General features: G+C 61.3%; 18 protein-coding genes and 4 pseudogenes. 10 read left to right on the top strand and 12 right to left on the bottom strand.

The window, feature by feature from the left end; translation table 11 throughout:
* Positions 1-156: 156 nt before the first annotated feature.
* Both ACQCSY_RS00625 and ACQCSY_RS00620 read right to left on the bottom strand, forming a co-directional pair.
* Positions 157-879, bottom strand: coding sequence for a nucleotidyl transferase AbiEii/AbiGii toxin family protein (locus tag ACQCSY_RS00625; protein WP_427132319.1), 723 nt, complete (start codon positions 877-879; stop codon positions 157-159).
* On the bottom strand, positions 858-1,355 hold the full coding sequence (locus tag ACQCSY_RS00620) for a hypothetical protein (RefSeq protein WP_427132317.1): 498 nt from the start codon (positions 1,353-1,355) through the stop codon (positions 858-860). Before ACQCSY_RS00620 ends, ACQCSY_RS00625 begins: the two co-directional genes overlap by 22 nt.
* Before the next feature lie 678 nt (positions 1,356-2,033).
* Between ACQCSY_RS00620 and ACQCSY_RS00615 the strand changes: the two are divergent.
* Together ACQCSY_RS00615 and ACQCSY_RS00610 are read left to right on the top strand one after the other, a co-directional pair.
* Positions 2,034-2,570, top strand: a pseudogene (locus tag ACQCSY_RS00615) (6-phosphofructokinase); the annotation flags it as partial.
* A gap of 636 nt (positions 2,571-3,206) precedes the next feature.
* Positions 3,207-3,863 carry a TetR/AcrR family transcriptional regulator gene (locus tag ACQCSY_RS00610; RefSeq protein ID WP_427132315.1) on the top strand — a complete coding sequence of 219 codons (657 nt, stop codon included), beginning with the start codon at positions 3,207-3,209 and terminating at the stop codon, positions 3,861-3,863.
* A 253-nt stretch (positions 3,864-4,116) separates the two neighbouring features.
* On the opposite strand, the gene ACQCSY_RS00605 is transcribed toward ACQCSY_RS00610, so the two are convergent.
* Positions 4,117-5,676 carry an IS1182 family transposase gene (locus tag ACQCSY_RS00605; protein ID WP_427132313.1) on the bottom strand — a complete coding sequence of 520 codons (1,560 nt, stop codon included), beginning with the start codon at positions 5,674-5,676 and terminating at the stop codon, positions 4,117-4,119.
* 315 nt (positions 5,677-5,991) lie between these two features.
* Between ACQCSY_RS00605 and ACQCSY_RS00600 the strand changes: the two genes are divergently transcribed.
* Both ACQCSY_RS00600 and ACQCSY_RS00595 read left to right on the top strand, forming a co-directional pair.
* Positions 5,992-6,531 carry a DUF1016 N-terminal domain-containing protein gene (locus tag ACQCSY_RS00600; protein WP_427132311.1) on the top strand — a complete coding sequence of 180 codons (540 nt, stop codon included), beginning with the start codon at positions 5,992-5,994 and terminating at the stop codon, positions 6,529-6,531.
* Between the two features lie 128 nt (positions 6,532-6,659).
* Positions 6,660-8,815 (top strand): annotated as a pseudogene (locus ACQCSY_RS00595) (glycogen debranching N-terminal domain-containing protein).
* 344 nt (positions 8,816-9,159) lie between these two features.
* On the opposite strand, the gene ACQCSY_RS00590 reads toward ACQCSY_RS00595, so the two are convergent.
* The 8 genes from ACQCSY_RS00590 to ACQCSY_RS00555 all read right to left on the bottom strand — a co-directional run bounded on the left by ACQCSY_RS00590 (position 9,160) and on the right by ACQCSY_RS00555 (position 16,490).
* The gene (locus ACQCSY_RS00590; protein ID WP_427132309.1) at positions 9,160-9,630 is read right to left on the bottom strand and encodes an NUDIX domain-containing protein; all 471 of its coding nucleotides are present in this window, start codon (positions 9,628-9,630) and stop codon (positions 9,160-9,162) included.
* 188 nt (positions 9,631-9,818) lie between these two features.
* The gene (dmpG, locus tag ACQCSY_RS00585) at positions 9,819-10,841 is read right to left on the bottom strand and encodes a 4-hydroxy-2-oxovalerate aldolase (RefSeq protein WP_427132307.1); all 1,023 of its coding nucleotides are present in this window, start codon (positions 10,839-10,841) and stop codon (positions 9,819-9,821) included.
* Positions 10,842-10,843: 2 nt separating this feature from the next.
* On the bottom strand, positions 10,844-11,779 hold the full coding sequence (locus tag ACQCSY_RS00580) for an acetaldehyde dehydrogenase (acetylating) (RefSeq protein WP_427132305.1): 936 nt from the start codon (positions 11,777-11,779) through the stop codon (positions 10,844-10,846).
* A gap of 32 nt (positions 11,780-11,811) precedes the next feature.
* Positions 11,812-12,498: a 2-keto-4-pentenoate hydratase gene (locus tag ACQCSY_RS00575; RefSeq protein ID WP_427132303.1), complete on the bottom strand. Its 687-nt coding sequence runs from the start codon at positions 12,496-12,498 to the stop codon at positions 11,812-11,814.
* Positions 12,499-12,860: 362 nt separating this feature from the next.
* Positions 12,861-13,970, bottom strand: a complete 1,110-nt coding sequence (locus tag ACQCSY_RS00570; RefSeq protein WP_427132301.1) for an LLM class flavin-dependent oxidoreductase — start codon at positions 13,968-13,970, stop codon at positions 12,861-12,863.
* A 52-nt stretch (positions 13,971-14,022) separates the two neighbouring features.
* A complete protein-coding gene (locus ACQCSY_RS00565) occupies positions 14,023-15,054 on the bottom strand; it encodes a VOC family protein (RefSeq protein ID WP_427132299.1) in 1,032 nt (343 codons plus the stop codon).
* Between the two features lie 52 nt (positions 15,055-15,106).
* Positions 15,107-15,916 carry an alpha/beta fold hydrolase gene (locus ACQCSY_RS00560; RefSeq protein ID WP_427132297.1) on the bottom strand — a complete coding sequence of 270 codons (810 nt, stop codon included), beginning with the start codon at positions 15,914-15,916 and terminating at the stop codon, positions 15,107-15,109.
* A gap of 70 nt (positions 15,917-15,986) precedes the next feature.
* A complete protein-coding gene (locus tag ACQCSY_RS00555; RefSeq protein WP_427132295.1) occupies positions 15,987-16,490 on the bottom strand; it encodes a flavin reductase family protein in 504 nt (167 codons plus the stop codon).
* Positions 16,491-16,700: 210 nt separating this feature from the next.
* Between ACQCSY_RS00555 and ACQCSY_RS00550 the strand changes: the two genes are divergently transcribed.
* The 6 genes and pseudogenes from ACQCSY_RS00550 to ACQCSY_RS00525 form a co-directional block, all read left to right on the top strand.
* Positions 16,701-17,543 (top strand): alpha/beta fold hydrolase, encoded by an 843-nt coding sequence (locus ACQCSY_RS00550; protein WP_427132293.1) that lies wholly within the window; start codon positions 16,701-16,703, stop codon positions 17,541-17,543.
* A gap of 104 nt (positions 17,544-17,647) precedes the next feature.
* Positions 17,648-18,643: an AraC family transcriptional regulator gene (locus tag ACQCSY_RS00545; protein WP_427132291.1), complete on the top strand. Its 996-nt coding sequence runs from the start codon at positions 17,648-17,650 to the stop codon at positions 18,641-18,643.
* 667 nt (positions 18,644-19,310) lie between these two features.
* Entirely contained in the window at positions 19,311-20,477 is a 1,167-nt protein-coding gene (locus ACQCSY_RS00540) for an ISAs1 family transposase (protein WP_427128838.1), read from the top strand.
* The gene (locus ACQCSY_RS00535; protein ID WP_427136020.1) at positions 20,473-20,673 is read left to right on the top strand and encodes a fumarylacetoacetate hydrolase family protein; all 201 of its coding nucleotides are present in this window, start codon (positions 20,473-20,475) and stop codon (positions 20,671-20,673) included. The genes ACQCSY_RS00540 and ACQCSY_RS00535 overlap by 5 nt, the downstream gene beginning before the upstream one ends.
* Before the next feature lie 285 nt (positions 20,674-20,958).
* Positions 20,959-21,255, top strand: a pseudogene (locus tag ACQCSY_RS00530) (IS30 family transposase); the annotation flags it as partial.
* Between the two features lie 180 nt (positions 21,256-21,435).
* Positions 21,436-22,004, top strand: a pseudogene (locus tag ACQCSY_RS00525) (IS30 family transposase); the annotation flags it as partial.
* Between the two features lie 169 nt (positions 22,005-22,173).
* Here the strand turns inward: ACQCSY_RS00525 and ACQCSY_RS00520 are convergent.
* A complete protein-coding gene (locus ACQCSY_RS00520; protein ID WP_427132289.1) occupies positions 22,174-22,392 on the bottom strand; it encodes a hypothetical protein in 219 nt (72 codons plus the stop codon).
* Between the last annotated feature and the right edge of the window lie 976 nt (positions 22,393-23,368).

The following is a 23,368-nucleotide window of genomic DNA, read 5'->3' as shown; positions in this document are numbered from 1 at the left end:
TGCAGTCCGGCTTCCTTCTTGAGTTTGGCCCGCAAGTTCTCGGCTCGTTGATCCTTCATGGAGTGGTCCGGGGTCTGCTCGATCGCCGGGTAGTGGGGAGTCGCCTGGTGAGCGGTTCCGTGATCCTTCTCGCGCGGGTGCACCGCAACAAGCCGGCTAGAGCAGTCCCGGGCCGGGTCCTGCGTTTCCGGGCATGATGAAGTCGATGGTGTCGTTGGCTGTGCTGGGGTTTTGGGTGGTTTTGTGGATCGTTTCGGCGAAGTCCAGGAGGGTGGAACTGAGGGTGGGGAGTTCACGGGGTGGCAGACCGTATTTGGTGAATTCCGTGGTTGGGAGTGTCCGGTGTCTGGTGATGGATGTTGCGAACAGGTCCAGGTCCAGGTTCGGGTCTCGACGTTGGCATAGCCTGATGAGTTGCTGGTGGGTGAAGCGTCTGCTGGTGATGATGGAGTAGGCGTCGAGGTAGTCGCGGGCGTATCCGCGGCCGTAGACGGCGAGCAGCTTGGATGCTACCGAGTCGTTGAGGGAGAGTATCGGTCCGATGTCGATGATGGCGGGTGAGTTTTCCCACCAGTCCAGACCGAGGTCGATGACGATGGCTTCCTCGTCATGTCCTACGGTGACGCTGGCGAACTCGTCAAACTGCCGGGTGATCTCGACCGTGTAGCCGGAGGCTTCGAGTGCGGCTGTCATTTTCTGCACCGATGCGGCGAAGGTTGCCGGCGTGTGTCGGCGGTGCAGGGCGAAGAGGTCGATGTCCTCCGACGGGCGGTCGGTGATGCCGTGTTCGATCAGGGCTTGGCCGCCGGCGAGGATGAAGCCGTCGGCTGCCAGGACCGCAAGGGCGATCTTGGCTGCTACGCGCTGAGAGTGGTCCACGATGGGTGTTCCTTCGCTTCGTGGTGGGCGGGGAGGCGGGGGAAGGTTGTTTCCCAGAGCTGCCTGCAGCGTGCGGGCAGGATCATGGTCGGCCACAGGGCGGTCAGCCGTTCGGCTTGGATGATGCTGCAGATTTCCTCGAGGGACCCGGAATTTTGAAGGGTGAGTTGGTACAGCGCTGTGCAGCTGCCGTCTTCGTCCACGTTGTAGGTTCTCTCCGGTCCCCAGTCCAGGTGGAGCGGGAGTTCCACGGATCCGGCGGCAGGGCCTTGCAGGTCTTCGAAAGCGTCCGGGACGAGGTAGACGAGGGAGTCGGCAACGGTGTGACGGTGCTCGACGGGGGTTGAGACATAGTCGCGGAGCCGTGTGCGGATGAGTTCGGACACGGATGTACCTTCCCGCAGTGCTTTGCGGTGGGCTTCGTTCCAGAGTTCGTCGCTGACGCGGATCGTGTGCCGTGGCGTTCCTGCTGACATGGCACGCTCCTAACTTTCAGAGGGTTGACCCTGCCAGCTAAGTCTACGCGGTGTCATGACACCACGAAAGAGGAGTGTTTTCATCGCGGAGTGCGGCTTCCCGGAGATGCTAAGTAATGCCAAACCGGCTGTGGACAGTGTCCACACTTTTGCCGTCGGACTGGGCCGTACTAGGGCCGGACTGGCCCGTACTCGGCATGTTTCCGCGACTTCCCAGTGATTGCGCGGGCTGGAATGCAGTTCGAGTCCCACCTCGGGCACAGTGTTTCCGCAGGTCAGGGGCCTGTTTGCACTTTGAGTGTTGACAAAAACGCCCAAAGTGTTGACAGCGGCGTACCGTTTTTTATGTGGCAAGCATCCGTAAACGCACCAAAAAGGACGGTACATCGTCCTACATGGTGCTGTGGCGGGACCCAAAGAGCCGCGAACAGCAGGGCATAACAGTTCCTACTTCCGTCGAAGCTGAGACCCTAAAGCGGCTCTTGGACGCCAATGGTCAGTCTTTCGAGGTTGCCCAGCACGCGATGCTCACCAACGCGAAGCGCACACCGAATGTGGCCGAAGTCATCCAGGAACACATCGATCTCCTGATCCGGCCATCCAGTGGGACCACCAAGACGTACCAGACCATGCTGGATCGGCATATACGGAACGTCATTGGACACGTTCCGGTGGACAATGATCGCCGAGGTAATGGGCCGCCACGTGGGCTGGATCGCGCTGCACGCCGGCATGGCCGCCGGCGCCCACGCCATCCTCATCCCGGAGCAGAAGGTCAGCATCGAGCAAATCACCCAATGGGTGAAGGAAGCCCACGCCCGCGGACGCGCACCGCTGGTTGTCGTGGCAGAAGGGTTCGTTCCCGAGCATATGGAGACCCCGCACTCCGAACGCGGCCTGGACACCTTTGGCCGGCCCCGGCTGGGCGGCATCGCAGACCAGCTGGCACCTGAACTGGAGACACGGACCGGTATCGAAACGCGTGCCACGGTCCTTGGCCACATCCAGCGCGGCGGGGTGCCCTCGGCCTTTGACCGTATACTTGCCAACCGGCTGGGCATGGCGGCCATTGACTCCGTGGTGGAAGGCTACTGGGGCACCATGGTTGCTCTGAAGGGCACGGACATTGAACACGTGGGCTTCCAGGAAGCCCTCGGCCAGCTCAAGACCGTCCCGCAGAACCGCTACGACGAAGCCGCCGTCCTGTTCGGCTGAGCTGCCAGCAGACCCTGAACATTGCCACCGACGAGCTCAAGTATGACTAGACCTCGAAACGTCCTGCTAGACATCCGGCAGTACGCCGGGCTACATGCTGGCCCCGCGCCCATTTCATACCGATAACGCTCGGCGTCGATCCCGTATGGACCTGGAACAGGGAGACGCCTGGATTGCGACGGCGGGCGACGACGAGGGCGTGTTGGGTATCAAATGCTGACCGCTAGCTGCGCGCGCTGCCGCGCTGGGCCACGAAAGCGTGAGCGGCGAACAGGCGGGGTAGCACTACATAGACGGCGATGGGTACCACCACCAGTGTGAGTACCAAGGCCCGAAATATCGGGTGCCAGCCCTCCATTAGAAGACTGGCCGCCATCATTCCGATAGCCACCAACGGAAAGATGGCCAGCCACGTAATGGCAACCCGCACGTGAATCGACGGCGGCGTGGCCGGCCGGCCAGGCCTGGCACCTTGCGCCCCAGGTTCGGAGGAAACCTGGGCTGCAGCCAAGGCGGGCGTGGGACTGGAAGCTGTGTCCAATGTATCTCCAACTGATCAGTTGCTTGTTTAGTTGACAATACGTCCGCAGACTTGCAATTGCAACCGACTGGTTGGAGTTTACGTACAATGGCACGATGGCATGGAACACGGAACGCACGAAGGACCTTCTGTTGGCGGCTGCCACGGAGGAATTCAGCTCCAACGGTCTGGCCGGGGCGCGGGTAGACCGGATTGCCGCAGCCGCAGGGGTCAACAAGGAGAGGATCTACCAGTACTTCGGTAAGAAGGACGACCTGTTCGACGCAGTCCTGGCCGCGGAAATGGTTAGGGTCATGACCGAAGTTCCCATCGAAGGACTCGGACCCGAGGCCGTCGGAGACTACGCAGGGCGCCTTTTCGACCGGCACATCAGCGAGGGTGTCCTGCCGCGATTGCTGTTCTGGGAGGGCTTGGAACGCGGCCGGGAAACCGTAAGCCGCGCCACCCGGTCAGACCACTGCGCCACCAAGGTAGGCCAGGTGATGGCCGTCCTGCCCGGCGTGGGCAGGACGGACGCCGCGGACCTGCTGATCACAGTCATCACGCTATGCGACGGCTGGCCCGTTCTGCCCCAAATCGATACCCTTCTTGCCGGAAGCAGCCCTGACCGGGCAATCCGACGTCGTGCGTTCCTCGTTCGAACCGCGACCCTGATCGCGGAGGCACTGCAAGTGGAGGCAAACTCCAGCCCGAGCGCCCTCCGCCCTGCAGAGGTGAAAACACTTCTGAGAGGCAACGGGGCGCTGCAGTGAGTTGAATGTTCGCCCGCAATGCCGTGGCTCTCGGGATGCGGGTTAATGGAGGCTGGGATGTTGGCAGCGGCCTAGGAGGCTGCTGAAAAACGTGGTTGTGGGGCGGGCGGAACGCCACCAATGGCCGTCAAGCGGCGTGTTCTGGTCAGCACCCTTGGGTGCGACAACGGGGTCGTTCCGCCCGCTTGATTCATTGTGCCGCAGATGTGGGGCGTCATCCAGTGGTGGGATTGGACGGGTTCGAACGGATGGTTCATCCCAGCGTCCATGAGCCTTCGTTCACGGTCAGTCCGAGTGTGAGCAGGCGTCGCAGGTTTAGTCCCGCGATCCGCAGTTGCAGCCAGGCGTTGTTGCGGCTGGTGCCGCGGTGGGGAACGCGGCGGTTGCCGCGGGTGAGCCAGGCGATGGACCGTTCGACCATGGGCCGGTGGGTACGGTAGTTCTCCTGGAAGGCCGGGTCCGTGGCGCGTTGGCGGTGTTCGCGCTGCAACGCGTCGTGTTCGTGGAGGATAATCTTCCGTCCCCGTGGTGAGGTGGTGCACCGGGCCCGGAACGGGCAGCCGTTGCAGGCCGCTCCGAACGTGACCCGGCGTTTAGCGGTGATCCTGCGGGTGATCTTGTTCGGGCAGGTCATGGTCCCGGCTGCCTCATCGACGGCGAAGTCATCGAGGGTGAACCCGCCGTCGACGGCAGGGCGCAACGGCCAGGGTTTGATCACCGGGGTATGGGCGGTCAGGGCGAGGGCGGCGAGCATCTCCCCGGAACCGTAGGCCGAATCCGCCAGGACCTGCACGCTGGTACCGGTGATCGTGGGGTCCGCCGCGAGAAGCCGCGCACCAACGGTCCCGTCGCTGTTCTCCGGTCCGGAAGCCTTCGTCAGTTCCGCGGCGGTGATCAGCCCGGTATCGGGCTCGATCACGATGTGGGCCTTGAATCCGTCCTGCTGACGGGACTGGGTCTTATGCGCATGCCGGGTATCCGGGTCAACGGTGGAGATCATTCGGTCCGAGGCGACCCTGCGGGCGATCCGCCACCGCCCGTCGGTCCCGTCCGAGTCCTCGGCCGGTTCCACGTCCTGCCCGGCCACGAGGGCCAGCAGCGCGTACGCATCAGCGGCCTTGCCCTCGAGGGTGTCGGGATCGACCGCTCCCAGCAGGGCAAGCGCGTCGCTGACGAGCGCCGAGATCAACCGGTCTTTGGCGTCCTGGTCATCCCAGGCGATGTCCGGTTTGCCGGTGCGGGTGTAGTCGTACCCGGTAGCGTGGGTAGCCACCAGTTCCTGGCCGCCGGGGACTTCACGTCCGAAACGCCGGACACCGGCGATCAGCTGGGTGACCGTGTCCTGCCTCGCGACCGCGTCATCAAGGACCGTTGAATCCACTGCCCGCCGGCGCTTGCCCTTCAATACCCCGGTCCCTGCGACGACCTCGGCGATCGCCTCCATGATCCGGTGCGGGTTTCTCGATCCGGCCAGACGCCTCCGCCAATACGTCAGCGTGCTCGGGTGGAACGCCGTGTCGGTCAGCCCGTACCCGCACGCGGCCTTCCATCGCAGGTCAAAGGTCAACGCCTCCGCCGTTTCGCGGTCAGAGAGCCCCTGCAATGCCTGTAGCACCAGCACCGAACCAATCACCGGCGCCGGAACAGATGGCCGTCCTCGCCGCGACGGGAAGAGGTCCTCCATCATCGAATCCGGGAACAACCGCCCCCGATGTTTGGCCAGAAAAGCAAAGACGCTGCCCGGGGCCAACAACTCCCCGGCCAGCGCCTCAACATCCAAATACCCGCGTTGCGCGTCCTCACGTCCCTGCATAAGACCAGTCTTAACCACCAGCCCCACCAATCCAGCCGACGCGCCTTAACGCCCGCGACTTAATTCAGCAGCCTCCTAGCGCGGAAGCCCGAGCCGGTGGGCGTCAGGGTCGTACCCAGTGAAGGGTTGAATGCGAGAACCGACATCTAGAATGAGAGCGGACGGTTACTTTAGAGCCCTCCCCCCGACTCATTTCAAAGAGCCGATAACCAGCCATATGTCGCGTGGCCTCCGTGGACGCTGCTCCGCAGGGGAACTCTGCGCCAAATGTTGTGCCACGGCCTGTGGCACATTTGGCGATCGGTAGGTTGATTTATGACGTCTTCAGAAATCGACCTGTCGGCAGGCTACGCGGACCTGTTGGAGATCCTGAAGACCCGGGTGGCGAACGTCAGGGTCCAGGCGCAACGAACCGTCAACGCGCTGCTCATCGAGCTCTACTGGTCGCTCGGCAACGACATCTTGGACCGGCAGGACCGTCAAGGGTGGGGGAGCGGCGTCCTCAGGCAGCTGGCAAATGACCTGGGTGCCTCGTTCCCGGACATGAAGGGCTTGTCGTACCGGAACCTGCAGTACATGACAGCCATGGTGCGCGACTGGGGCGCCGAGACAAATGTGCCACAGGTTGTGGCACATTTGCCGTGGGGCCATATCAGGACGATTCTGGCCAAGGCGGCCACCACCGAGGAGCGGGACTGGTACGCAGCGGCGGCCGTTCAGTACGGGTGGTCCCGGAACGTGCTGCTGAACAAGATGATGAACCATTCAATGGAGCGCACCGGCGCAGCACCGGCTAACTTCACCGGCCGGTTGGCGGCCCAGGACTCCGAACATGCCGTTCCTCTGATCCCGTGAGCCTTTTCAGTACCGGAGCCAGGCCTTTTCAAAAGGAGAGGACGCCGGCACAAGCTGATCTGGGATGCACTCAGCAATGGGTGTAGATTCAAGTCAGTGTGAGGCGGGTGATTTCGTTGGAGCCTGTGATGGCGGGGTGGAACGCAGAAAACGCGGCAGGCCCTATCGGGCAGAGTGCGGTAACCCTGGTGGAGGGATCGTCGTTCTGCATCTCATTGCAGAACGGGGATATCTTTCCCCATCACCCGCACGGCGTTTTCCATCAGGACACCAGGATTCTGTCCCGCTGGTCTCTGACCGTCAACGGCCAGCCGCTGGAGCCCCTCGGCGCCTTGACGCCCTCGCCGCACCAGGGAACCTACGTTGGCAGGGCTGTGCGTGCCGAGGGCCGGGCCGACAGCCCGCTGACCGTGGAACGCAAGCGCGAGCTGGGTGCCGGCATCCTGGAAGACATCACGATCCACAACTATGCCCCCCAGTCGGCCCCCTGCGAAGTCGCGCTGTCCGTGGACGCGGACTTCGCGGATCTTTTTGAGGTCAAGGACGGAAGGTTTCACCGGCAGTGGGAACAGACGCGCCGGTACGAGAACGGTTCTGTGAGGATGGCAGCCGTTTGGCAGGATGTGCGGAAGGGCGTCACCGTGCACGCACCGGGCGCCGAGGCCGGTGCGGAAGGTCTTCTCTTCCACACAGTTATCCCCGCGCATGGGGAGTGGAGCGTCCGGGTGACTGCGGCGCCGGTTTCCTCCGACGCTGAGCAGGCCTCGCCGCCCTTCCCCTCCAACTCGGACACTGTCTCCCCACAGGACCGGCGGCAGCAGGCCTGGGTGGCGAGTATCCCTCCTTTCCGAATGGGAAATCCGTCCGTCGCGAGAACTGGCTACCGTAGCTACGCCGACATCGGTGCTTTGCGCATCGTTGACCCGCAGCACCCCGACCGCATGGTCGTCGCCGCCGGGGCGCCATGGTTCATGGCCCTGTTCGGGCGGGACTCGTTGCTGGCCTCCTTCATGGTGATGCCCATCAACGCACCGCTGGCGCTGGGCACGCTGCAGACCCTGGCCGACCGTCAGGGCACGGTAGTTGACCCGCTGACGGAGGAACAGCCCGGGCGGATCCTTCACGAGGTACGGCTCGGGGTCGGCACGGGCCTGGCACTGGGAGGTAAGTCAGCCTATTACGGCACCGCCGATGCCACTCCCCTGTTCGTGACCCTGCTGGGCGAAGTCAGCCGGTGGGGACTCCCTGCGGCGGACATCGCCGCCCTGCTGCCGCACGCGGACCGTGCCCTGGACTGGATCGAAGACTACGGCGACCGCGACGGCGACGGGTTCGTCGAGTACGAGCGCCTCAACGACCAGGGCCTCATCAACCAGGGCTGGAAGGACTCCTGGGACGGAATCAATTTTGCCGACGGCCGCATCGCCGAGGCTCCCATCGCGTTGTGCGAGGTGCAAGGCTACGTGTACAGCGCCTATGTCGCCCGTGCATGGATGGCCCACGACGCCGGGGACCGGGCCCTCGCGGCCGAGCTCCGGGACCGCGCGAAGCGGCTGAAAAAACGGTTCAACGAGCAGTTCTGGCTGCTGGACCGCGGATACTACGCGATCGCGCTCGACCGGGACAAACGCCCGGTCGATGCCTGCGCGTCCAACATGGGACACTGCCTGTGGTCCGGGATCGTGGACGAGGACAAGGCACCACAGGTGGTGCAGCGGCTCATGTCCCCGGAGATGTTCAGCGGCTGGGGCGTACGCACCCTGGCTACGGACATGGGCGCGTACAACCCGGTGAGCTATCACAACGGCTCCGTCTGGCCGCACGACAACGCGCTGATCGTTGCCGGGCTGATGCGCTACGGGTTCGTCAAGGAAGCCCAGCGGCTATCGGAGGCTCTGATGGAGGCGGCCGAATACATGGACCACAGGCTGCCGGAACTGTTCTGCGGGTTCAGCCGCGAAGACTACCCCGAACCGCTCCCATATCCGACAGCATGTTCGCCTCAGGCATGGGCTGCAACGACTCCGATCATGCTGATCCGGAGCATGCTGCGCTATGACGCACACTTCTCCCTGGGCGGGCTCTGGATCGACCCCGTGTTGCCTGAGTCGTGGGGGGACTTTTGGGCTACGAACGTGGCCCTGGGGGTGCCCGATTCACGTTTAGCGTGTCGGGATCAGTGGTGGAGGTGACGGGCCTGCCCGAAGGAATAGTGCTTCATCGTGGTCTGCGGCCTTCGCTGGCCGACCTCGGTGAGCTGGACAGGCTGCGCTCGACGCACTGACGCGCCCACCCCGCAGCGCTGCTTGAAACAGTGCCCTGGATGGGCGGCAAGCACGACGCCGAAATCCGAGCCTCCATTTGCGGCCTACGATCCCTCCAATCGGGCGGCCCGTTTGTGAGGGCCACGCGTGGAATAAGCTCAAAGCCCTACCCTGTGATCCACCCCCGGAGGGGGTCTTCTGAGAGGTCGGACGAGCCCAGCGATTAGGACCCAATGCAGTTGCGTGAGTTCGGGGGCGCCTTTGGCGACGAAGAGACTCCAAGAAGCCATGCCTTAGATTCCCCTTGTGACACCGGATGCAGGTCAGAGGTTTGTTCCCTGGTTAAGTCGATTCGGTGTCGGACCTATGGGGTGAGGAGTGCTGCATGTAGTACGTCGTCCAGCCATGCTACGCGGTTGACAAATCGTTTTACCTTGTTTGGTGTTATCCAGCGGTAAGCATCATGCTCCCAGTCGATTTTCAGCCGACGCTGGGATGTGACGGCTGTGAAGGTGTGCACCAGCCATGGCGTCGCGTCTTTACTAATGATGACTAAATCAGGCCCAGCCCTGAGGTCGAGCAGAGTTGCCGCATGCAGGCCCGTTTCTTCGATAAGTTCTTGAAGTGCCTGCTGCTTCGGAGAGGCTCCGGGCTCGAGGTAACCGGTGATGCAGTGCCACAGGCCTCGGTCGTTGTGGACGTCCCGGCTTCGCTTGAGCAGTGCTATCTTTCCTCGCCATTCGATGACAACCGCAACTACTGTTTGGGTGGAGGGGATCGCTGACGTATCGGCTGAGGGTATCGCGACGCTTTGCGGTGGGTTCCCGATGTTCATAGTCTTCCTTGTTCCGGTTTTCACGCAGGCGCAATAGATTTCTCCTCGGGTTGACGAACGGTTCCGGGCCATTCAATCGTTCCTGCAGCCCCTTCGGCTATTCCGCTGCTTGGGTGTTGCACCGGTGGGAGAGGGCATCGGATCACATGCAGCCCGACGGCCTCTCCCGGTACCGCTAACCGAGGTGGCTAGCGTGCAGCGGCCAGTTGCACGGCCACATCGATAATCATGTCTTCCTGGCCGCCGACGTAGCCTGCCTTGCCGATTTCTTCGAGGATCTGCCAGGCGGGGACGTTGTAACGTTCAGCGGCGCGTTCGGCGTGGAGGAGGAAGGAGGAGTAGACGCCGGCGTATCCCTGCATGATGGAGGCCCTGTCCATGATGGGCATGCGCGTAATGATGGGTTTCACGACGTCTTCCGCGGCGGCCATTACCGCTTGGACGTCGACGCCGGTATGGATGTTCAGACGTTCGAAGGCGGCTGCCAGCACCTCGGTGGGCGAGTTTCCTGCCCCTGCGCCCAAGGCAAGGAGTGTGCCATCAATCTGCTTGGCCCCGGCCCGTGCTGCGTAGACGGAGTTCGCGACGCCGAAGCTGAGGTTCTGGTGGCCGTGGAAACCCACCTGCGCGTCGCTGCCGAGTTCGGCGACCAAGGCCGAGACACGTTCAGACACGTTCTCCAGAATCAGGGCTCCGGCGGAGTCGACAACGTAGATGCACTGACAACCCGCATCGGCCATGATACGTGCCTGTTTCGCGAGGTTTTCGGGAGTGGTCCGGTGGGAGAGCATGAGGAATCCGACGGTTTCCATGCCCAGCTTCCGCGCGTGCTGGAAGTGCTGGATGGAGAGGTCGGCCTCGGTGCTGTGTGTGGCGATCCGGGCCACGGATGCGCCGGCACCGTGAGCACGATTCAGATCATGAATGGTGCCTAGACCAGGCAACATTAGAACGGCGATTTTGGCGTTCTTCGCCTCGTCGACGGCGGCACGGACCAGGTCCAGCTCGGGGGTCAGGGAGAAACCGTAGTTAAAAGACGAGCCGCCGAGCCCATCGCCATGGGTGACTTCGATAACTTCGACGTGGGCGTCGTCGAGGGCGCGTACCACGGAGCGGACGTGCGCTTCAGTGAATTTGTGGCTCATGGCGTGGGAGCCGTCGCGAAGTGTGGTGTCGGTGAGCCTTACGCTCAGCTCGGCGGGGGTACTCATTATCATGCTCCTACGGGTGAAGAGACGTGGGCGTCCATGCGTTCGGCCAACAGGTCAGCTGTCCGGGTGGCGGCGGCGGTGATGATGTCCAGATTCCCCGCGTATTCGGGCAGGTAGTCCGCTGCGCCCTTGACCTGCACCCAGATGCCGACCCGGCCGTTGCCGCCCCAGTCTTCGCGGGCCGCGTCGAACTGCGGCTCCACGCGCAGGGAGTACCCGGGGACGTAGTCTTGGATTTTCACCACGGCATCGTTGATCGCAGAAACAATTTTGTCCCGGAGTTCACCGGGCTCGGCGGCTGCCGCGGGGATCGCGGCGTAGATGGTGTTGCGCATGATCATGGGCGGCTCGACCGGGTTGATGATGATGATGGCCTTGCCGCGTTTAGCACCACCGACCTCCTGCAGTGCTTTCGCCGTCGTTTCGGTGAATTCGTCTACGTTCGCCCGGGTACCCGGGCCGGCGGACTTGGACGCGATAGAAGCAACGATCTCGGCGTACTCGACGGGAACCACGGAGGAGACGGCGGCAACGATGGGGGTGGTGGCTTGGCCGGCGCAAGTGATCATGTTGACATTCAGGACGTCTTCGAGCGCGTCGAGGTTTACCACGGGGCATAGGTACGGGCCGATGGCGGCGGGGGTCAGGTCTATCGCATGGATGCCGGCGGCTTTGTACTTGGGAGCGTTGGCTTCATGGGCTTTTGCGGAGGTGCATTCGAAGACGAAGTCAGGAAGCTCGTCCTGGGCCATGAGCCAGTCAACGCCTTCGGCGGAGGTGGTGACGCCGAGCCCGGCGGCCCGTGCCAGCCCGTCGGAGGTAGGGTCGACGCCGATCATGTATTTGACTTCGACGTTGGTGCTGCGGCGCATGATTTTGAACATCAGGTCCGTGCCGATGTTGCCGGATCCGACGATCGCGGCGGTTTTTTTGGCCATGGGGTGTCCTTTGGTGTTGTCCCTACTGGGGATCAGATGAAGTTGATGGTGAGCTTGCCCAGCGGACCGAAATCCGCGGCCGCGGTGCTCCCGGCGGTGACAGGCTCGGCCTTGGTGAAGGAACCGGGCAGGATCAGCTGGCCGGAGTCGAGCACGACGCCCTGTTCGCCTAGGACGTTGGCCAGCCAGGCCAGCGGTGCCACGGGGTTGCCCATGACGTCGGCGCCGGTTCCGGTTCCCATCGTTTGGCCATCGATCACCAGGGAGCAGGAGATCTCCATGAGAACGGAGGGATCGACGTCGAGAGCGGTAGACCCGACTGCGATGGCTCCGCAGGAGGCGTTGTCCGCTACGGTGTCGACGAGTTTGATGTCCCAGTCGGTAATGCGCGAGTCGATGATCTCGATCGCAGGGTAAACAGCGTCGATCGCGGCAGCTGCCTGTTCAAGTGTGACGCCGGGACCTTGGAGGGAATGCTTGAGAACGAAACCGAACTCGGGTTCCACCTTGGGCTGGATGAAATTGGACGCGGAGATGTCCGCGCCGTCGTGGTGCACCATGTCTTCAAAGAAGAAGCCGAAGTCCGGTGAGTCCACGCCCAGTTGCTTCTGCATGGCCAACGAGGTCAGGCCGATTTTCCGGCCGACGAGCACCCGGCCGCTAGTCAGATGGTGCTGTAGCTGTGCGTCCTGGACGTCGTAGGCGTCCTGCAACGTCATCCCTTCCATCCGGTTCCGCAGAGGTGGTACGGGTTCCAAGGTTTCCGTAGCGGTTAGCAGTTCAGCGATGAAGGTCCGAATGATTTCGGATGGCTCGTTTGTTAAGGAGGCAGTCACAAGATGTCCATTCTGAATCGGAAGGTCCAGCAGCGTGCTCAAGCTTTTTCGATTAAGCAGGTTCTGCCCCACTCTGCGGGGCCTCGAGCATTGGGGGGGTCGCTGTCAGCGACCTGAGCACGGAGGGACCGGGCAGGCTCCAGCAAACCAGCGCAATTCGGCAGCTCGGCGGTTCGCTTCGTCGGTACTTCGGCCTGATGGCGCTGGCCCCAAAATGGAGCCAGCGTCATCAGCTTTTTTCGACGTCAGACGCTGGCTGGTTCCGAGTCGAGTTCGAGTTGCTTCAATGCGGGGATGACATGTTCGGCATAGAGTTCGTAGGAGCGCAGGGTCTGCTCCTTTGTGAGCGTGCCGAAGCTCTGCCAGATGAAGAAGTTGCCGCAGTTGAGGGTCTTTGCCTGCTCAATGACCTGATCACGGACCGTCTCAGGTGAGCCGACGATGATGACGCCGGCTTCCTTCAGGGCGTCCCAGCTCATGTCTCCGCCGACGAAGGGCCGGAAGAAGGAGCTGTAGAACTCGTAGCCCTCGGGTACATTATCCATGTCCTCAAAGAGGGCAGCTTCCTTGAAGAGGCCGAACATGTGGTTCAGCGCCGGTTCACCGATGCGCCGGGCTTCCTCATCCGTTTCAGCGACGAAGGTGGGACGAAGTACGCCGACCATGTCGCTATTCGCCGGCTGCCCGGCAGATCGGGCAGCTGTCCGGAAGGTTTCGAAGGCCTCTGCAGTGGGTCCGACAGGCATGAAGGCCGATGTCGCTTTGTAACCTCTTTCGCCGGCCATTTGCAGGGTGCTGGGGCTCAAGGACAACATCCATACGGGCGGGGTTGGCTTTTGCAGGGGCCGGGGCCAGATGCTGACGTCGTCGTAATGGAAGTGCTCTCCATGATGGGTGAAGACAGGATTTCGCCAGGCCTTTTCGATGAGTTCCAGGGATTCCAGGAAATAGCTGCGGGTGTCTTCCATCCGGATTTTTTCCTTTTTGAACTCTTGCTCGTCCACGCCTCGCCCCAGTCCGACTTCGAGCCGGCCGTGAGTGAGGTAGTCCAACATGGCCGCTTCCTCGGCGACCCTGCGGGGGTTGTGGAACGGCAGGATGCTGCCCATGACACCCATGCGAAGTGTCGAGGTGCGCTGTGCGAGTGCTGCGATCAGCAGGTTGGGGGAGGGCGTGACGTTGTATGCCGTGAAGTGGTGCTCGCTGAAGAGCACACCTTCGTATCCTTGTTCCTCGGCCTTGACCCAAGATTCCATGTGCCAGTCGTAGAGTTCCTGCGTTGCTTCCGGGTCGAAGTGTTCGGCCCGAGTGTCGAAGGGGTAGTTGAAGATGTCAAATGCCCAGGACTTAACCATTGGGTTTTCCTCCGTTTAGTTGGTATTTCGTGCAGATAGGTACTGTCGCTGGTTAGGGAACTTTGATTGCACGGAAGTCGTAGTTCGAATCGCGTGCTTGCTGCCTGAACATAGCTTCTTGGCCTGTGACTGCGGGCGTGCCGTAGAGCAGGAATTCCTGCGGCATGACGGTTCCACCGACGGCCAGGCCCGCACCGGTGGCGAACTCTTCCAGGTCCCACACGACGGGCTCCCAGTCCGGCTCAAGTTGAAGAATGCCGGCGTTCCCAAAGAGTTCGATCCTGTTTCCGCCTGGTTCCAAGACGTACAGGAATGCACCTTGTGTGACCCCGTGGACGTCGGGGCCGGCTTCGATCTGGATGCCGTACTCGCGGCAGATTTCGGCGAAGTCGGTGTTGTGCTGGGGGATCCCGAAGTAGAAGGCGAGGTGGTGAAGGCGTGCCTTGGCACCGGTCTGGTCTTTCATGATTGCGAGTTCGTGGCCAAGGATATTGACGCTCATCCAGGCCCCGAATTCATCGTCCCCGGAGACGACTTGTTCCCGGGTTCCGAATCCGAGGGTCTGTTCAAGGATCTGACGCTGTTCTCGTACGTTGGAAGCCATGATGTTCACGTGGTCCAGGCGCTTGGGTGGAAGTCCCTGCAGCGGGCGCTTGGAGCGGCGGTTCAGGATGGGAGAACGTTCAGCGCCTGTTGCCTTGTGCTTTTCGATGTCCCAGACCAGCTCCATTGCGTGCCCATCGGGAGTGTCAAACGCGAATGTCTTGCCGACACCGAGATCGCCGGCGGTCCAGCCCTTTCCCAGACCGGCCTTGCTAAGGGCAGCTGCGCGCCGGTTGAGCGCATCCTCTGAAGTGGTCCGCCAACGTAGCCCCCCAATGCCGGGCTTGTCCGATTCTGTCAGCTTGAGGCTGTGCGAGTATGGGTCTTCGTAACAGCGAAGGTAGACGGACCCGTTACTCCTGCCTGTTTCGCGCATGCCAAGCAGCGTCGTGAAGAACCAGAGGGAACCCTCCAAATCAGGGGTAAGGAGTTCGGCTGTGGCCAGGTGTGCAATTTCGAATCGTGCGTCTTGAGAAGACATCGGATCCTCCTTAATGTTCGAGTTGAAAACTGGTTTTCCTGCGTGAAAGCCCTTAGGGCAGAAGGAAGTTCACTGTGTGTTTGGTGACTTCCTCGCCTCGCTCCAGGAAATGAGCGTGGCTGGCACCAGGTCCTGTTAGGACCTCGATCTTTGCCCCGGCGATCGCTTCGGCTGTCCGACGCGAATATGCCACTGGGATCGTCCGGTCGTCTTCTCCTGCAATGACTAGCGTCAGTGCTTTTATGTCGGGGAGTTGGTCCCGTGCGTCATGCAGTTCGTTTATGTGCGCTGAACGCACCTGGGCATGGCGGCTGGCGGCAGCCTCGCCGGCAAAAGAGGCTTCGGCTATGCCGTCGACCATGTCAGGGTGCCCGTTGATGAATTCCGGGGATAGCAGCCACCAGAGCGTGGCCTTGCCGTACTCCAACGGGTCGGCTGTGGCGTACAAATGCTGCCAGATTCGAAATTGCCGGGCGAGGAAATTATCGGAGTGGTCCCAAGGGCTGTACAGAACCAGGCGGTTAACTCTTTCCGGATGTTCGGCGGCCAGGCGGATTGCGATGGTTGCGCCTTGGGACATGCCCACGATGTGGGCCTTGTCGATGTTGAGGGCATCCAATACGCCGATGACATCATCGGCAAGGTCTGGGGCCCAATACTCGTTGCCTGGACGGTCGGATTCGCCCGTCCCCCGCCAGTCCAGGGCGACGACGCGGAAATTCTCGCTAAGAGCGGAGAATTGCCCTCCTGGAGTAAATATTTGGTGGTCCACGGCGGAACCAGGCAACAGTACGACAGGGTAGCCATCGCCCTGTTCTTCGTATCCGATGCTGATTCCGTTGGCCAACGACACTGTTGACATTTTTTTCGCCTCCGTTGGTCTAACTGCTGATGCAAGCTGCGCGGCTGGATGGCCGCACCCCGTTAGTGCGCTACTGTGCCTTCGACATCTCTGCCATCGTCTTAAATTTGCGGTCGTGATAAACCAGCGCCTCATCGTCTCCGAGGTCCACATCCTCGACCAGGCCGACGAGGATGACGTGGTCACCGCCGTCGTGGACTGCCTGCGTGGTGCAGGAGAGGCGCGCAGCTCCGCCATTAAGAACGGGCAGCCCGTCACGATGCGTCTGGAAATCGTCGCCGGCAAATTTGTCCGCTCCCTTGGTGGCGAATCGCATGACGACGTCCTTATCGCTTTGAGCGGCGATGTGAATGGCGAATCGCGACGTAGTGAGAAAGGCCGGGAAAGAATCGGCGGTCCGGGCCAAACAAACCAGGACCAGGGGGGGATCCTGAGACAGCGCGGTGAAGGCACTTGCAGTGAATCCTCGGAGCCCTCCGTGGCTGTCTTCAGTTACTACGACCGTCACTCCCGAGGGAAAGCGGCTAAGGGCTTCCCGGAAGATTACGGGTTCTACTAGTGTCGCGCTTTTCATGATGGGACCTCCTTGTCCGGGGATGCCTTGACACTCCCCATCGGCCTGCGTGTGATCAACATTAGGATTCAGAATCAGCGTGGCGATCCGGGTTGCGCAGCGATGATCCACATCTCGCAGTTACGTGTGAGGAGACTCACTTTTGGCCTTCCTGCGTGATGTACGCTCGCTGCAGAGCGATGAAACGCCCGCCAAATTCAGGAGAAAATCATGTCGACCACCACAGCCAGTACGCCCGAAATCTCCCGCTCCGTCGAGGTGAATGGGATATCCACGAATTATCACGACGAGGGCGAGGGTCCGGTCGTTGTCCTGATTCATGGCTCCGGTCCCGGCGTTACCGCCTGGGCGAACTGGCGGCTTGTAATCCCCGAGTTGTCCAAGAAGCACCGCGTGATTGCCCCGGACGTCAGGGGATTCGGATACACCGAGCGGCTCGAGGGGGAGCAGTACAGTGCCGACCTCTGGGTATCCCACCTCGTGGGCCTTCTTGATGCACTGGGCGTAGACAAGGCGTCCATCGTCGGGAACAGCTTTGGCGGATCACTGGCACTTCACCTCGCCACACGCTTCCCGGAAAGGATAGATCGCCTGGTTCTGATGGGGAGCGTCGGGGTTTCCTTTCCCATCACCGAAGGTCTCGAAAAAGTCTGGGGGTTTAAGCCTTCACTGGAAGCAATGCAAGAACTTCTGGGGGTCTTCGCTTTTGACAGTTCACTTGCCAACGACAGGGAACTCGCCGCGCTGAGGTTGACGGCTGCGATCCGTCCCGGCGTCCAAGAGGCATATTCTTCAATGTTTCCTGCTCCCCGGCAGGAATCAGTGAACAGAATGGCCGTCAGTGAGGAGCTGATCAAGGGGATTTCCCACAGTACGCTCATTGTTCATGGCCGGGATGACCAAGTCATCCCGTTGCAGAACTCCTACCGTCTTCTTGACCTGATCGACAACTCACAGCTGCATGTCTTCGGCAGGTGTGGGCACTGGGTGCAGATAGAGCACACCGCGCGTTTTGTCAGTCTTGTCGAGGACTTCCTGGCGGAAACACCGTAACCCTACGCGCCACGCGCACACCAGGAACCTGAGTCCGCGAGTAACGTTGAACCTGATGCACCACAAAATCTGACTGGCCCAGCCTACTGAGGTAGTGAGTATTCATGGTCAAAGAGGACCAAAATTTAATCGGTGCCACCGACACCTATCGATCGGAGAACAGGGACGATGCCCAGCGGAGGATTTCCTCCCTGTTCAGCCCCCATGAGCTTGTTCCCGCTGAGGGGGGGAGCCAACTGAACGTCCGGCTATCGGCAGCCAGACTGAAAAATCTGACGATAGCTCAGCTGGGGCACGGGCCCGAAGTGATTATTCGCACTGGCAGGCTTGGCTACTTTCAGGTCAATCTACCTATAAGCGGAACGACAATCTCCAAGAGCGGCAAAGAGACCATATATTCAGGGCCGGAGCTCGGTGTCGTTCTTGACCCAGCGGAGCGGTCGGAAATGCGGTGGAGCGAAGGATGCGAGCAACTGTGCATCAAGATCAGCCGTGAAGCCATCGAACAGCACCTGTCCCAGGCACTCGGACATCGCCTGGACGCTCCGCTGCATTTCGATCCCGGCATGAGGACCTCCGATAACCCAGTCAGGGCCTGGCGGAGGACGCTCCGGATTCTGCTTGACGATCTTAGGGAGGATCCCGACATTCTTCACCAACCGCTGATCCTGTCCAATTTCGAAAACCTGCTGATGGTTCAGCTACTGCACGCGCAATCCAACAATTACTCGGCTAGCCTCCGTGACGGAACACTCGAGGTTCGTCCGCGGACAGTAAAGCGCGTCATTGACTTAGTCCAGGAAGCACCCGAAGAACAATACTCTGCTGCAAATCTGGCGCAGGCCGCCGGGGTCAGTCTGCGCACACTTGAGGACAGCTTCAAAGTTCATTTAGGGACAACTCCAATGGCGTATTTGCGCGATATCCGTTTGGCAAGGGCACATGAGGACCTTCTTAGGACCAACGCTGAAGACGGAACGAACGTCAAAGACATCGCTTACAAATGGGGTTTTAGCCATGTGCCGCGATTTGCAGCCGCATACCGAAACAGGTACGGACTATCGCCATCGGAAACTCTGCGGAACCGTAAGCCCGCCTGACGCTCCGCCAAGATTCTGATGAGGGGCCTGACGATGGTCATCTAACTGCTCTCGGAAGAGTCTTTTCCGGACGAAGATTCCCTGGCGCGGTCGGTTCGGGCGAGCTCTAAGGCCCGAGAATGAGTCGATCCCCGGACGATCGGCGGCCTCATGGTCCTTCCCTCGCGCATAGCGACATAATTCACACCATCTCAAGAGCAAAAGGGAGATTCCAACGTGATCGTCCGGTTCGATGACTGGAGTAAGCTGCCGGGAGCTGAAGTTGAAATATGGATTCATGGACGCTTGGCAAGTACCGGACTAATAGATTCGGCCACCGCTGACTCTTCCATCGCCTGGGCCGCTGCTGATAGCCATTGTGACCGCCGGCTCCTGGAGAAGGCCCGCGGCGTAGAGCTTCGCGTTCACCATATTGAGGCCATTCGACGGGCAGCACGACCGATATGAATACCGCTGCCGAAGCCACTCTTCCTCTCCCCGACATGCCAAGACAGCCGGTTCCGTAGAGATCGTTTATGCTCACGCCCCTTTACCCCAGGGCTGATGCAAAGTCGTTGAGCATGCCCGGCGAGTAGGCGCTGACACGCGCTGGATGGGTGCTTTTAAAGAAGGGGAACTCCTGTTAAACAGGTGATTGTCTAGATCGCCGCTTAGCAGGAGTTCCTTCATGCCATCTTCCCCCATCCAGGCCCTCGCACGCCACTTGGAGGACATGCCGGCACAGGCGAAGCCGGCCGTGACGCCCGGCACGATGCGGGACGTCCTGGATTCCGTCCCGGATCCCAGGAAACGCCGGGGCATCCGGTACGGGCTGACGGGAATCCTGGCGCTGGCAATCTGCGCCGTCCTCTCCGGGGCGAAGTCCTTCGCCGAGATCGCCGAATGGGCGGCCGACACGGGCCGCAACCCCCTGGCCAAAGCGGGAATTGGCGTCCCGCACGTGACCACGATCCAGCGTGTCTTGGCCAGGATCGATGGAGATGCGTTCGATACCGCCATCGGGGCATGGGTCACCGCGCAGGTGAAGCCGGCCGTCATCGCCGTGGACGGCAAGGAAGTCCGCGGCGCGAAGAACGGCGGCGGCTCCCGGGTGCATCTGATGGCCGCCGTGGACCACGCCACCGGCACCGTCCTGGGGCAGGTCGACGTGGGCGTGAAGACCAACGAGATCACCTTGTTCACGACTCTTTTGGACAAGTTCACGGACCTTGACGGCATGGTGGTCACCGCCGATGCGATGCACACCCAACGCTCCCACGCCACCTACCTGCACGGCCGCGGCGCGCACTATGTCCTTTGCGTCAAGGGAAACCAAAGGAGCCTGCAGCGGCAGCTGAAAGCGCTGCCCTGGAAGGACGTACCCGTCGGGGACCGCCAGCGGTACCGCAGCCACGGCCGCACCGGTTCCCGGGTCATCAAGGTCGTCACCATCGAGGCCGGCATCCTCTTCCCCCACGCGGCCCAGGCCGCCCAAATCACCCGCCGGTCCCGTCCGCTCACCAGCCGGAAATGGAGTGTTGAAACGGTCTACATGATCACGTCCCTGCCGGCCCGGAAAGCCAGCCCCGCGCAGCTCAACGCCTGGGTCCGCGGGCACTGGACGATCGAGAACCGGCTGCATTGGACCCGGGACGTCACGTTCGCCGAGGATGGTTCCCAGGTGCGCACGGGCAACGCGCCGCGGCTCATGGCCTCGCTGCGGAACCTCGCCATCAGCCTCTACCGGATGGCCAAAACGACCAACATCGCCAAGGCCACCAGACACACCGCCAGAAACGCCCACCGGGCCCTCAGACTCGCACGAATCAGGCCATCACCAGCGACTTTGCATTAGCCCTGCCCTTTACCCGGGTGATGTCATCTTCACGGGTACGCCCGCAGGGGTCGGAGTGGGCCGAAACCCTCCACTGTTCCTACAACCCGGCGACAGGCTTGACACCTGGATCGAAAGCATCGGCGACCTCCACCAATCCTTCGTAACAGCGCCGGACTACCATTTCCTCGCCAAGCCCCCCACCGCCACCTTCTGAAAGGTTGATCATGTCGAAGGACAGATTGACGCTCGAAGGACAGCTTGACGGAAGCGAGCTGCAAGCCCCCGAACTGAGCGATCCCCGTGCTGCATTTAGACACACTGCCGTTGGGCGGCGGACGCAGGGTAGCGCCTCCTGAGAAGTAGTCCTTCTCGTTATCCGCCGGCGTGTGCGTGTTCTGCCAGAAGTTGTCGGTGACGGTCGAAAACTGAGCCATTGTGACGGCTTGGCGTCCAGTGGTCGTTGCAACACCTGAGCTTTTAGGAGTTGCAATTGGGAGAGATGAAAAGACCAAGAAAGTCCCGGGGCGCCCCTCCCAAGAACGCTGCCCGGGTTCACTATGATCAGCTGATGAAGCAGGGAATGGGCAATACAGAAGCCTGTCGGATCGTGGGGATCAGCCGTAGCTCGGGCACTCGCTGGCGGCACGGCCACGAAGTCGTCTTGAAGTCCGGAGACATCAAGACGTACCCTCCGATTTCCCACCAGCGGCCGGCGGTAATCTCAGCCCGGTTTTTATCCGAGTCAGACCGGATAACCATCGCGGACCTGTTGCACGCCGGCCACAGTATCCGTGCCATTGCCGTGGAGCTCGGGCGAAGTCCGTCGACCGTGAGCAGGGAGATCCGCCGCAACGTCCATGAACCATCCGGCAACTACCGTCCCCGGACTGCCCAGCGCAGCGCCGAGCGCAGAAGGAGCCGTCAGCGCACCGGGAAGATCGCCGGCAACCAGGAGCTGCGGGACGTCGTGCACGAGCGCCTGGAACAACGCTGGAGCCCCCGTCAGATCAGCAAGCGTCTGCGCTCGGATTATCCGGGACAACCGGAAATGCACGTTGTGCCGGAGACCATTTATCATTGGAAAGGGCAGTCGCTCGGCCATTGGCACGTTGGTTGAACGCACCACGCGCTTCGTCCTCCTCGTGCACCTGGCAGGCAACCGCGGAGCGGAGAACGTGCGCGACCGTTTGGAAGCAACGATGAGCATCCTCCCTGCCCATCTGCGCCGTTCCCTCACCTGGGATCAGGGCACCGAAATGGCCTGCCACCAGGACTTCACCCAGCGCACTCTCATACCCGTCTACTTTTGTGATCCCGCCAGCCCCTGGCAACGCGGGTCAAATGAGAACACCAATGGGCCTGCTCCGCCAGTACTTCCCGAAAGGAACAGACCTAAGCGTCCATAGTCCAGAACACCTCACCGCAGTCGCCGCTGAACTCAACCGGCGGCCTCGCGAAATCCTGAGCTGGCAGAGCCCCGCCGAGCACCTGGCTAGACTGTCTTCACCAACCGACAGAACCATAAACCGTTGCAACGACCACTGAATTCCGCCGCCCACAAAACGGCTCAGTTTTCGACCATCACTGACAGAAGTCAGCGGTCGCGGTCCGATGATCTCCTGGATGTAGGGGGTCGCCGTCTTCCAGGAAGACAGCCTTGCCTGCTGAATCATGTCCCGTGACGATACGGCGAATCGAGTCCATGGCGCGCCCCTCAGATCCAGCTCCGCGTCCACTTGATGTAACTGCCAAGGTCCTCGCCGTTGGAGCTCATGGGCGGTGAGTCCAAGGTGAGATTGTCGCCGTCGAGGATGCAGAGCCGCGGAAGGTCTTGGTTCGCCATGTGCGGTGCGCTTGCGTACTCCACAGGGTGGACGACCGTGGCGGTCGACTCGTCGACGTCGAAGTACCCAAATTCCGCCGGTTTCTTCAACAGTGACCTACGCAAGGCCCAAACGGCCAAAATCAGCGTCGTGGTGACTCCCTTTCGCCGGACTCCCGACTTTGAACGCCGATAATGGACCTCCCGTCAAGTTGCCAGTTGGTGCTGTGCGATGCCAGTTGCGTTGTCTGTGGACGCGCTTGGGTGGTGGCTTTTTAATCGTGATTACACTGTGGTCGGGCTGGGGCGTCGTTCTGGTAGGGGACCAGCTGCTGGTTGAGGGGCTGGAGGGCAACTTGGGGAACCGGCAACGGGGTTGGGAGACTTCGTGAGGCCCTAGGAGCAGTCACGTCGCGGTGGAGAAGTTTCCGGTTCCGGGCCGGCGCGGCAGCGCCCTGGTTGCGCGGAGGACCGGCCCAGCTATTATCGGGCTTTTCAGGATGACAACATGCAGCGGAGGACGGGCGTTCCCTCGCGTCGCGGTCCGCAGATCGGCACAACAGATGCTTTGATGATCTTGCTGGCGTCGGCGACGACTATGGGCGTGGCGCTTAGGCCGGGAAAGTAGTGGGCGTAGCCCATGCGCTGCCCCTTAAAGAGTCCTCAGAGACTTTGTGCTCAACGAGATGAAGGGAAGCTCCTGTAAGTAGCATCAAAAGCTGGGTCTCTGAGCGATAACCGTCCGGATAGGCGAAAAGAAAGGTGTTGACACTGTCAACACCTTTGGCTTCGGATCGGGTCGGAGATCGGTCGGATTGGCTTGGTTTCCGCATGTTTTCGCGAGTCCCCTATGTTTCCAAGGCCTGGAATGCAGTTCGAGTCCCACCTCGGGCACGTGTTTTCCCTGTTCAGGGGCTTGTGGGCCTCTGAGTGTGGACAAATGTTCACATAGGGGCCCCTTTGGGGGCCATTTTTTGTTGGGGGCCGTTGATCTGGCCTGGTGCCTCGTTTTCCTTGGGTGACCGATAGTCCTGTGTTCTTGCAACTTCATAGCGGGGTGGGGCGGCGACTACATGACTCGTCCCAA

It is taken from the genome of Pseudarthrobacter sp. S9 (genome assembly GCF_050156545.1).
In the GTDB taxonomy this organism is placed as follows: domain Bacteria; phylum Actinomycetota; class Actinomycetes; order Actinomycetales; family Micrococcaceae; genus Arthrobacter.
This window is presented reverse-complemented; position numbering and strand designations above follow the sequence as displayed.

Excerpts from the sequence above, each read along its gene's own strand:
- ACQCSY_RS00600 (WP_427132311.1), top strand. The coding sequence starts at position 5,992 with ATGACGTCTTCAGAAATCGACCTGTCGGCAGGCTACGCGGACCTGTTG.
- ACQCSY_RS00575 (WP_427132303.1), bottom strand. The coding sequence starts at position 12,498 with ATGACGTTGCAGGACGCCTACGACGTCCAGGACGCACAGCTACAGCAC.
- dmpG (WP_427132307.1), bottom strand. The coding sequence starts at position 10,841 with ATGAGTACCCCCGCCGAGCTGAGCGTAAGGCTCACCGACACCACACTT.
- ACQCSY_RS00540 (WP_427128838.1), top strand. The coding sequence starts at position 19,311 with ATGCCATCTTCCCCCATCCAGGCCCTCGCACGCCACTTGGAGGACATG.
- ACQCSY_RS00570 (WP_427132301.1), bottom strand. The coding sequence starts at position 13,970 with ATGGTTAAGTCCTGGGCATTTGACATCTTCAACTACCCCTTCGACACT.
- ACQCSY_RS00610 (WP_427132315.1), top strand. The coding sequence starts at position 3,207 with ATGGCATGGAACACGGAACGCACGAAGGACCTTCTGTTGGCGGCTGCC.
- ACQCSY_RS00545 (WP_427132291.1), top strand. The coding sequence starts at position 17,648 with ATGGTCAAAGAGGACCAAAATTTAATCGGTGCCACCGACACCTATCGA.
- ACQCSY_RS00565 (WP_427132299.1), bottom strand. The coding sequence starts at position 15,054 with ATGTCTTCTCAAGACGCACGATTCGAAATTGCACACCTGGCCACAGCC.
- ACQCSY_RS00550 (WP_427132293.1), top strand. The coding sequence starts at position 16,701 with ATGTCGACCACCACAGCCAGTACGCCCGAAATCTCCCGCTCCGTCGAG.
- ACQCSY_RS00620 (WP_427132317.1), bottom strand. The coding sequence starts at position 1,355 with ATGTCAGCAGGAACGCCACGGCACACGATCCGCGTCAGCGACGAACTC.
- ACQCSY_RS00605 (WP_427132313.1), bottom strand. The coding sequence starts at position 5,676 with ATGCAGGGACGTGAGGACGCGCAACGCGGGTATTTGGATGTTGAGGCG.
- ACQCSY_RS00590 (WP_427132309.1), bottom strand. The coding sequence starts at position 9,630 with ATGAACATCGGGAACCCACCGCAAAGCGTCGCGATACCCTCAGCCGAT.
- ACQCSY_RS00555 (WP_427132295.1), bottom strand. The coding sequence starts at position 16,490 with ATGAAAAGCGCGACACTAGTAGAACCCGTAATCTTCCGGGAAGCCCTT.
- ACQCSY_RS00560 (WP_427132297.1), bottom strand. The coding sequence starts at position 15,916 with ATGTCAACAGTGTCGTTGGCCAACGGAATCAGCATCGGATACGAAGAA.
- ACQCSY_RS00580 (WP_427132305.1), bottom strand. The coding sequence starts at position 11,779 with ATGGCCAAAAAAACCGCCGCGATCGTCGGATCCGGCAACATCGGCACG.